Annotated in this window: 7 protein-coding genes and 1 pseudogene; 3 read left to right on the forward strand and 5 right to left on the reverse strand. The window is 71.8% G+C overall.

The annotated features are described in order from the left end of the window. Positions 1–154 precede the first annotated feature (154 nt). Together ABZ948_RS18535 and ABZ948_RS18540 are read left to right on the forward strand one after the other, a co-directional pair. Positions 155–958, forward strand: coding sequence for a phosphatase PAP2 family protein (locus tag ABZ948_RS18535; RefSeq protein WP_359760771.1), 804 nt, complete (start codon positions 155–157; stop codon positions 956–958). Further along, positions 955–1,902 carry a DMT family protein gene (locus tag ABZ948_RS18540; protein WP_359760773.1) on the forward strand — a complete coding sequence of 316 codons (948 nt, stop codon included), beginning with the start codon at positions 955–957 and terminating at the stop codon, positions 1,900–1,902. The genes ABZ948_RS18535 and ABZ948_RS18540 overlap by 4 nt, the downstream gene beginning before the upstream one ends. On the opposite strand, the gene ABZ948_RS18545 is transcribed toward ABZ948_RS18540, so the two are convergent. Next, entirely contained in the window at positions 1,892–3,943 is a 2,052-nt protein-coding gene (locus ABZ948_RS18545; protein ID WP_359760775.1) for a phosphocholine-specific phospholipase C, read from the reverse strand. The genes ABZ948_RS18540 and ABZ948_RS18545 overlap by 11 nt on opposite strands. A gap of 163 nt (positions 3,944–4,106) precedes the next feature. On the opposite strand from ABZ948_RS18545, the gene ABZ948_RS18550 reads away from it, so the two are divergent. Then, positions 4,107–5,396: an MFS transporter gene (locus tag ABZ948_RS18550; protein ID WP_359760777.1), complete on the forward strand. Its 1,290-nt coding sequence runs from the start codon at positions 4,107–4,109 to the stop codon at positions 5,394–5,396. Here ABZ948_RS18550 and ABZ948_RS18555 read toward each other — a convergent pair. From ABZ948_RS18555 to ABZ948_RS18575, 4 genes and pseudogenes are all read right to left on the reverse strand, one after another. Beyond that, complete coding sequence (locus ABZ948_RS18555; protein ID WP_359760779.1) at positions 5,375–6,442, reverse strand: hypothetical protein; 1,068 nt, start codon at positions 6,440–6,442, stop codon at positions 5,375–5,377. The genes ABZ948_RS18550 and ABZ948_RS18555 overlap by 22 nt on opposite strands. Positions 6,443–6,591: 149 nt before the next feature. After that, positions 6,592–7,026: a peptidoglycan-binding protein gene (locus ABZ948_RS40930; protein WP_389617037.1), complete on the reverse strand. Its 435-nt coding sequence runs from the start codon at positions 7,024–7,026 to the stop codon at positions 6,592–6,594. Positions 7,027–7,125: 99 nt separating this feature from the next. Then, positions 7,126–9,156, reverse strand: coding sequence for a beta-galactosidase (locus ABZ948_RS18570; RefSeq protein ID WP_359760781.1), 2,031 nt, complete (start codon positions 9,154–9,156; stop codon positions 7,126–7,128). A gap of 26 nt (positions 9,157–9,182) precedes the next feature. Continuing rightward, a pseudogene (locus ABZ948_RS18575) lies at positions 9,183–9,353 on the reverse strand (carbohydrate ABC transporter permease); the annotation flags it as partial.

Raw genomic sequence — 9,353 nt, forward strand, 5'->3', positions numbered from 1 at the left:
GGCCTTCGTCGGGCGGCCGGAAAATTCCCGGCCGGCGGTGTGTCGTACATCTATCGATACGCCAGTGTACCGGTACGCGGCCGTATCGGTACACTGCCGTATCGGTACGACCTCGTACCGATAACAGCACCACCGTCACCGAAGGGGCCGGGGGATGAATGCCCGCACCGAGCCTGCGCCGGCGGGGTCCGACGCGATAGCGCGACCGCCGCTCGTCCGGGAGCTCCTGCTCGTCGCAGGGCTCTTCCTCGTCTACAAGTTCGGCCGGCAGCTGGCCACGGGCCACACGGGCGAGGCCTTCCGCAACGCGCACCGCGTGTGGGACTTCGAACGAGCGGTCCATCTGCCCGGCGAGGGGGCGGTGCAGTCCCTGCTGCTGCACGGCGACGGCCTCGTGCACCTCGCGAACACCTACTACGCGACCGTCCACTTCCCGGCCACCGCCGCGTTCCTGGTCTGGCTGTACCTGCGCCGCCCGGCCCACTACGTCTGGGCCCGCCGGGTGCTGGCCGCGGTCACCGCCGCCGCGCTGGCGGGGCACCTGCTGTTCCCGCTCGCCCCGCCGCGCATGCTGGCCGCCACCGGCCTGGTGGACACCGCGCGGCTGTACGGGCCGTCGGTGTACGGCGATCCCGCGACCGACACGCTGTCGAACCAGTTCGCGGCGATGCCGTCGCTGCACTTCGGCTGGGCGCTGATGGTGGCCGTCGGACTGATCGTCGCGACCCGCTCGCGCCTGCGCTGGCTGTGGCTGCTGCATCCGCTGCTGACCCTGCTGGTGATCGTCGGCACCGCGAACCACTACTGGCTGGACGCGATCGTGGCGACGGCCCTGCTCGGCCTCGCGCTCGCCGTGATCCACGCGCCCCACCGCACGGCGACCACGGCCGGCCGCCCGCAGAGCGGTCTCGTGCCCGCGCAGCGGGACGAGCAGTCGCTGGTCGGAGCGGGCCGGTGAACGCCGTGCTGGTCGCCGTCGCCCTGTCCCTCGTCTCCGCCGTCGCCTACGCCGCGGCCGCGGTCGCCCAGGAGCGGCTCGCCGCCCGCTCCCCCGGCTCCGGCACCCTCCGACTGCTCGGCAGCGGCGCCTGGTGGTGGTCCGTCGGGCTGAACGCGGCGGCCGCGCTGCTGCATGTGGTGGCGCTGCGCTACGGCCCGCTGACCGTGGTCCAGCCGCTCGGCGCGCTCACGCTGGTCGCGGCGGTGCCCCTGGGGGCGCGGATGGCGGGCCGGCGGGTCACCGCGGTCGAGTGGAGGGGCACCGCGCTGACCCTGCTGGGCCTCGGCGCGATCCTGGTCACGGCCTCCGGCCCGGCGCCCGACGACGTGCTGAGCGTGCCGGAGGCGCTGGCGGTGGCGGGCGCCACGGCCGCCCTCATCGGGCTGCTGTCCCGCCCGGGCGCCCGTCCCGGGCTGCGGCACGCGAGCGCGTCCGGCATCGCCTCCGGCGTCGCCTCGGCCCTCACGCAGACGGTGACGGTGGCCGCGACGGACCGGACCGGTCCGCTGCTGAGCGTCCAGGTGGCCGGGGTGGCGCTGCTCGTGGCGGCCTTCGCGGCCGGCGGGCTGCTGCTGTCGCAGACGGCGTACCGGGGCGGCCTGGGCGGCCCCCTGGCGATGGTGACCCTGGCCAACCCGCTGGCCGCCGCGGTGATCGGCCTGTCGTTGCTGGGCGAGCGTCTCCAGGGCGGCCCCGCGGGCGTGCTGCTCGCGCTCGCCGGGGCGGGCCTGGCCTCCTGGGGCGTGGTCCTGCTCAGCCGGGCGGCACCCCGGGAGGAAGCGGCGGACGACGACCATCCGGTGGCCGCCGTCCTGGCCCTGGAGCCCGGCTCGGCGACGGCCGAACCGGTGCTGGTGCCCCGGCCGCACGATCCGGGGCACCTCACCACGGCTACGCGGTGATGATCGCCGGGTCGCTCACGCCCGGCCTGCCGTTCTCGACGTGCCCCGCGAACCGCCGCAGGAAGGCCGCGTCGCCCTCGACGGTGACGGTCAGGTCGTACCAGCGGCGGCTCGCGCCGAGGTCGACGGTCCGCCGCACGGTCGCGCCCGGGCGGACGGTGACGGTCGAGGGCCGGCCGCCATAGCCGTCGGCGAGCTTGAGCCGGGCCGTGCCCGAGCCCTTGTTGGTGAAGGTCAGCTCGATGTCGTCGCCCCGGTGGCGGGCGGTGACCTCGCAGCCGGCCGTCCTGTTCGAGCCCCTGAAGACGCGCACGAAGCCGTTCGGGCCGTGCACGGTCAGGTCGTAGGAGCCCGCCGAGTAGGCCGAGTTCCAGGTGTCGGAGAGCGTCTTGCCGGCCTCGGTGGTGTACGTCCAGGGGCCGTCGGTGCGGTTGCCGGAGGTGACGTGGAAGGCGCCGCCCGCCTTCGGCCCGGAGGCGAAGGAGAGGGTGAGCTTCCCGGCCGCCGCGTCGACGGAGGCGTCCACGTGCGGGGCGTACTTCAGCGGCCGGGAGCGGCGCAGGCCGCGCTCCTGCCGGGGCATGCACGGGTCGGCGGGCGGGGTCGGCCGGTAGTCGGGGTGGCGTTCGCGGTCCTGCGGCTCGTACGCGTCGGTGCCGGGCAGCGGGGCCGGGCGCGCGTCCTTGCGGGAGAAGTCGAACGCGGCCGTCAGGTCACCGCAGATGGCCCGGCGCCACGGCGAGATGTTCGTCTCGCGCACGCCGAAGCGGCGTTCCATGAACCGCAGGATCGAGGTGTGGTCGAGGGTCTCGGAGCAGACGTAGCCGCCCTTGCTCCAGGGCGAGACGACCAGCATCGGCACGCGCGGGCCGAGACCGTAGGGGCCGGCCGTCTTCTTGCTGTCGCCCGGGAAGAGGTCGGGGGTGACGTCGACGGTGGACCGGCCGCGGGAGGCGTCCCTGGGCGGCAGCGGCGGCACGACGTGGTCGAAGAAGCCGTCGTTCTCGTCGTAGGTGATGAACAGGGCCGTCTTCGACCAGACCTCGGGGTTGGAGGTGAGGGCGTCGAGGACCTGGGCGATGTACCAGGCGCCGTAGTTCGAGGGCCAGTTGGAGTGCTCGGAGAAGGCCTCGGGGGCGGTGATCCAGGAGATCTGCGGCAGCTTGCCGGCCTTGACGTCGGCGCGCAGCAGGTCGAAGTAGCCGTCGCCGTTCTTGACGTCGGTGCCGGTGCGGGCCTTGTCGTACCAAGGGTCACCGGGCTTGGCCTCGCGGTACTTGTCGAAGTACAGCAGGGAGTTGTCGCCGTAGTTGCCGCGGTAGGCGTCCTCGATCCAGCCCCAGGAGCCCTTCGCGTCGAGGCCGTCGCCGATGTCCTGGTAGATCTTCCAGGAGACGCCGGCCTGCTCCAGGCGCTCGGGGTAGGTCGTCCAGCCGTAGCCGAGTTCGGCGTTGTCCAGGACCGGGCCGCCGCCGGTGCCGTCGTTGCCCGTGTACCCGGACCACATGTAGTAGCGGTTCGGGTCGGTCGAGCCGATGAACGAGCAGTGGTAGGCGTCGCAGACGGTGAAGGTGTCGGCGAGGGCGTAGTGGAAGGGGATGTCCTCGCGGGTCAGGTACGCCATGGTCGTGGTGCCCTTGGCGGGCACCCATCGGTCGTACTTGCCGCCGTCGTAGGCCTGCTGGCCGTCGGGCCAGGAGTGCGGCAGGCCCTCCAGGAACTGCATGCCGAGGTCGTCGGCGTCCGGGTGGAACGGCAGGATCTCCTTGCCGTCCTTCTCCTGGTGCCAGACCGGCTTGCCGTTGTCGAGGGTGACCGGGCGGGGGTCACCGAAGCCGCGGACGCCTCTCAGGGTGCCGAAGTAGTGGTCGAAGGAACGGTTCTCCTGCATGAGGACGACGATGTGCTCGACGTCCTCGATCGACCCGGTGCGGTGGTTGGCCGGGAGCGCGGCGGCGCGCTGGATGCTGGCGGACAGCGCGCTGAACGCCGTGGTGGCACCCGCGAGTTGGAGGAAGCGGCGCCGGTTGACTTCGGACATGAAGGACAGACCTCTCATCCTGAGGTGCGGGATGGCCGGAACGTGACGGAATCTGCGCGGAAGGAGTGTTTCAGGGACACCAAACGGCAAGGAAGGGGTGCGTGACAGGGGTGTGAAAGTCGCCGGTACGTGAGGTGTGCCGGGCCTGCACCAGGGGAGGGTCATGGACGTGACAGAGACGAAGACGGCCTCCCCGCCCACCGAACGGCCCGTCCGCCAGCTCCTCGCCGCCTCCGTGGGCAACGCGGTGGAGTGGTACGACTGGTACGCCTACACGTTTCTGGCCACCTACATCGCCGCCCAGGTCTTCCCGAAGAGCGCGGACAACTCGCTGGTGCCGCTGCTGTCCACGTTCGCGGTCTTCGCCGTGGGGTTCTTCATGCGCCCGGTCGGCGGGCTGCTGATGGGCGCGGTCGCGGACCGGCACGGGCGGCGGGCCGCGCTGACGGTCACCATCCTGCTGATGGGCGGCAGCAGCCTGCTGGTCGGGCTGACCCCCACGTACGCGGCGGCGGGCGTGCTGGCGCCGGTGGTCCTCGTGTTCGCGCGGCTGCTGCAAGGCCTGTCGGTGGGCGGCGAGTTCGCGGCCTCGACGACCTTCCTCGTCGAGTCCGCGGGGCCCGGCCGGCGCGGGCTGTTCTCCAGCTTCCAGTACGTGTCGACGACCGTGGGGCAGCTGGTCGCCTCGGGCATCGCCACGCTGCTCGTGGACACGCTGAGCGACGGGCAGATGAACGGCTGGGGCTGGCGGGTGCCGTTCGTGCTCGGGGCCGTGCTGAGCCTGGTCGGCTTCTGGATCCGGCAGGGCGCCGAGGAGACCCGCAGCGAGGAACAGCAGCGGGCCCCGCGCCCGGGCTTGTTCGAGGCGCTGCGCCGGCATCCGCGCGAGTCGCTGCTCATCGGCGGCATCACGGCGGGCGGCACCATCGCCTACTACACATGGACGTCGTACCTGCCGACGTACGCCGAACTCAACGCGGGTGTGGAGAAGTCGGACGCGCTGCTCGCGGGCACGATCTCACTGGCCTTCTTCGCCCTGCTCCAGCCGCTCGGCGGGCTGCTCTCCGACCGCTTCGGCCGCCGCCCCCTGCTGCTCTTCTTCGGCCTGGGCTTCGCGCTGCTCGCCGTGCCCCTGCTGCACACGCTGCGCGACTCGTTCGCCGTGCTGCTGCTCGTGCAGTGCGCGGGCATGGTGCTGCTGACCGGTTTCACCTCGATCAGCGCGGCCGTGAACGCGGAGGTCTTCCCGCCCCGGGTCCGCGCGGCCGGCATCGGCTTCCCGTACTCCCTGACGGTGGCCCTCTTCGGCGGCACCGCCCCCTACGTCGGCACCCTGTTCAAGGAGCAGGGGCACTCGGGGCTGTTCCCGTGGTACGTCGCGGTGATCTGCCTGGTGTCGTCGGTGGTGTACCTGCGGCTGCCGGAGACGGCTCACGCGCCGCTGCGGCGATGAGGCGGCGGCAGCCCGTCGGGGCCCGTCTCGCCGTCCCCGTCGTCCGGGGCCGCCGCCTCGTGCGGCTCCTCGTCCCTGCCCGTGCCGTCCGGGAAGGCCGTCGGCACCGCGCGGGTCATGGGCCCGCCCGCCGCGCCGCTCTCCCGCACGGCGGCCCGCTCCGGGTCGGTCACCGCCTCGGTGGTCCTGCCCACCTCCGACAGCGTCATCTGGGCCCGGTCGTCGACCAGACGGGTCACCAGGTGCTGTGCCGCGCCGAAGGCCGCGGCCCAGCCGAGGACCTGCGCCCTGCTGTCGAGGTCACTGAGGCCCGGGACGAACGCGCCCCTGATCAGCAGCAGCCCGAGGAAGGCGGAGAGGGCGCCGGTGGGGAACTTCAGCACGGCCGACGCCAGCGGCAGCATGTAGGGGGCGTCGGTGCCCCGGATGCGGCGCAGTGAGGCGATGACGGTGAGGGTGGCGCCGGCCAGCCCGGCGATCTCGACGGTGAGGATGTCCCTCGGCCGGGCCAGGGCGCTGGCGGGGGTGCCCGCCGGCACGTTGTGATGCTCCGCGGTGGGGCACACGACGTCGATGCCGCTCGTGTCGCCGGGGCTGACCTTGGGCGCGAAGCACAGGCTCAGCGACTGGGGGTGGAACCAGCCGTAGACGGCGAGGCCCGCCACACCGAGCAGGACGAGGAACGTCGCGGTCCACAGGATGTTGCGCAGGCTGCGCACCCGGGCGAGTTCGTCGTCCAGCGCGTTGTAGGCGGCGTCGAGGGCCCGGATCATGAGGTTCCGGTCGCTCGGGGTCGTCTGGCCGGAGATGATGGAACGGAGCCGTCGGGCGAATCGGACCCGTCGTGGGTCGTCGATGTCCAGATGGTCCTTGACCAGCGCCATGACCTCGCCGGCGCGGCCGGAGGCTTCTTCGTCGGAAACCAGTTGAAGCAGCAACACCTCGGCGCTGCGCACATTCGACCAGACGCCCTCGCGAGCGGCCGACCCCGACCACGGGCGCCGCCAGCCGAATGTCTCGTCCGCGGCGTACCGGGCCCTGTCCAAATGGTTCCGCATTCCTTCGACGAGGGTCATGCGGCCTTCCGGGCAGGGCCCGACGCTCACGTGTTCCAGCTGCGCTTCGAGATAGTCGATGCGGGTCCTGGCCCGGGCGCGCCACGCTGTGGGCGCGGGGCGTCCGGGAGCGGTGCCGATCACTCGTAGACGGCGGGCACGTGCAGCCTCTCCCAGGACTTCGGGCCGGGCGTGCCGTCGGCGTCGCGGCCCGAGAAGCCGAGCTTGCGCTGCCATTTCGCGTACGACTTCCGGTCGGCCTCGCTCCACTGGGAGTCAGGGCCCTCGGCGTACGCCGAGCAGTCCTCCTCGATGAGGCGGTAGCCCATGGCCTCGATGACCGGGCTGCTCACGGACGACTGGAAGAAGTCGGTGCCCGGAAACGGCTCGAACTCGTCGTCATGGTGCGAGTGCGGTGGAGCGACACGGATCCGCTGTTTGGGGAAGATGACATCCGGATCCGTGATCTGGGGGTTCCATTCGAGGATCTGGTCCAGTGTCACACGGAACATCGCGGCGATCTTACTGAGCGTGTCACCGCGTTTCACTACGTAGAACTCTGCTGTCTTTTCCATGTATCCACGGTAAATCAACGCCCCGAAGCGAAGAAGTGCCGCGGGTAAAAGCGACGGCAAAAAGCCCCGGTCGACAACGGGCGGAATTCCGTTTCGATTTCACTTTTTGATTCGGAAACCGGTCACCGGTTCCCGGACGACGGCGACTCCTCCCTCGGGGACGCTGACCGAGCCCGTGACCGGTTTGCCGGTGAGGAGTTCGACACCGTCGGCGGGGATCTCGGCGCCCTGGCCGGCATGGTCGATCAGGAAGAGGTAGTCGGCGTCGGTGCCGCACCGCCGGACCACCTCGATGCCGGGCGGCACCTCGCGCTCCGGGCGCACGCCCGCCTCCTGGCGCATGCGTTCCAGGACGGCGGCCAGGGTGGCGGGGTCCGGTTGGGTGGCGAGGTACCAGGCGGTTCCGCTGCCGTAGCTGTGGCGGGTGATCGCAGGGACGCCGGCCAGCACTCCGTCCGCGTACCTGGCGACGGACTCCGCCCCGGCGAGGCGGATGTGTTCCGTCCAGAGACCGGCGGTGGCGTCCGGCGGGACCTGTCCGGCCAGGCCGACGGAGTCGCCGGGCAGCAGGGGGAACGGCTCGTCGCCGTGCACGCCGAGGACCTCCCGGAAGGCTCCCGGGTAACCGCCCAGGCGTACGTGGCAGTTCTCGTCCACCGCGCCGCTGTGGAAGCCGACGGCCAGGGTGCCGCCGCGCTCGACGAATTCCGCGAGTCCGGCCGCCGCGGTGTCGTCGACCAGGTAGAGGCTGGGGGCGAGGACGAGCCGGTAGCGGTCGAGGTCGGGGGTGTCGGGGCGGATGAAGTCGACCGCCACACCGGCCCTCCACAGCGGTTCGTACCAGCGTCGCACCAGGTCCGCGAAGCGGAGTTCACGGCTGGGCTGGCAGGGCAGTTCCAGGGCCCAGCGGGCGTTCCAGTCCCATACGACGGCGACCCGGGCGGGGCTGGTGCTGCCTCGGACCTCCGCCAGCGCCCGCAGGTCGGCGCCGAGCCGGACGACGTCCCGCCAGATCCGGCTGTCGGTGCCCGCGTGCGGCAGCATCGCCGAGTGCCACTGCTCGGCGCCCGCCTTCGCGGCCCGCCACTGGAAGAAGGCGATGCCGTCGGCGCCGTGGGCCACGTGGGCGAGCGCGTTGCGGCGCATCTCGCCGGGCCCCTTCGCCCGGTTCACGGGCTGCCAGTTCACGGCTCCCGTGGAGTGCTCCATCAACAGCCAGGGCCCGCCCGCCAGGGAACGCACCAGGTCGCCGCAGAGCGCGACGTCGATCTCCGGCTCGGGATCGGTCGAGCGCAGGTAGTGGTCGTTGGAGACGATGTCCAGCTCGGGTGCCCAGCGCCAGTAGTCGAGGGCGTCGACGCTGAAGTTCACCATGAAGTTGGTGGTGGCGGGGACGTCCGGGGCGGCGCGGCGGAGCACGTCGCGCTCGGCGGTGAACAGCGCCAGCAGTTCGTCGGAGCAGAAGCGGCGCCAGTCCAGCCGGTGGGCCGGGTTGGGGTCGGCTCCGGTGGCGCGGGGCGGGAGGATCTCGTCCCAGTCGTAGTACCACTGGCTCCAGAAGGTGGTGCCCCAGGCGTCGTTGAGCCTGTCCAGGTCGTCGGCGTACCGCGTGCGCAGCCAGCGCCGGAAGGCGACCGCGCTGGTGTCGCAGTAACAGGCGGCGTTGTGGCAGCCGTACTCGTTGTGCACGTGCCACATCGCGAGGGCCGGATGGCCGGCGTAACGCTCGGCCAGCGCGCGGGTGATGCGCAGGGCCGCGGTGCGGTAGGCGGGGCTGGACGGGCAGAACGTCTGGCGGCTGCCGTACGACAGGGTACGGCCGCTCTCGTCGACCGGCAGCGCCTCCGGGTGGGCGCGGAAGAACCAGGCGGGCGGGGCGGCGGTCGGCGTGGCGAGGTCGGCGGCGATGCCGTTCTCGTGGAGCAGGTCCAGGATCCTGTCCATGCGGGAGAAGTCGAACCGGCCCTCGGACGGCTCCAGCAGGGCCCAGGAGAAGATGCCGACGCTGACCAGGTTCACTCCGGCCTCGCGCATGAGGCGCATGTCCTCGACCCACACCTCCTCGGGCCACTGCTCGGGGTTGTAGTCGCCGCCGTAGGCGATGCCGGGGACGGACAGGGTGTGCTTCACGGTGGTCTCTTTCGGGTGCGGGCGGGTCAGCCCTTGTTGGCGCCCAGGGTCAGGCCGCTGACGAACTGCCGCTGGAGCACGAAGTACACGATCAGGGTGGGGATCGCGGTGAGCAGGGCGCCGGCGGCGACGAGGTTGGGGTCGGTGAAGTACTGCCCGGAGAGGTTGTTCAGCGCCGAGGTGATCGGCATGTTCTC

Origin of the sequence: Streptomyces olindensis, assembly GCF_040645895.1 — a bacterium.
Taxonomy (GTDB): domain Bacteria; phylum Actinomycetota; class Actinomycetes; order Streptomycetales; family Streptomycetaceae; genus Streptomyces; species Streptomyces olindensis.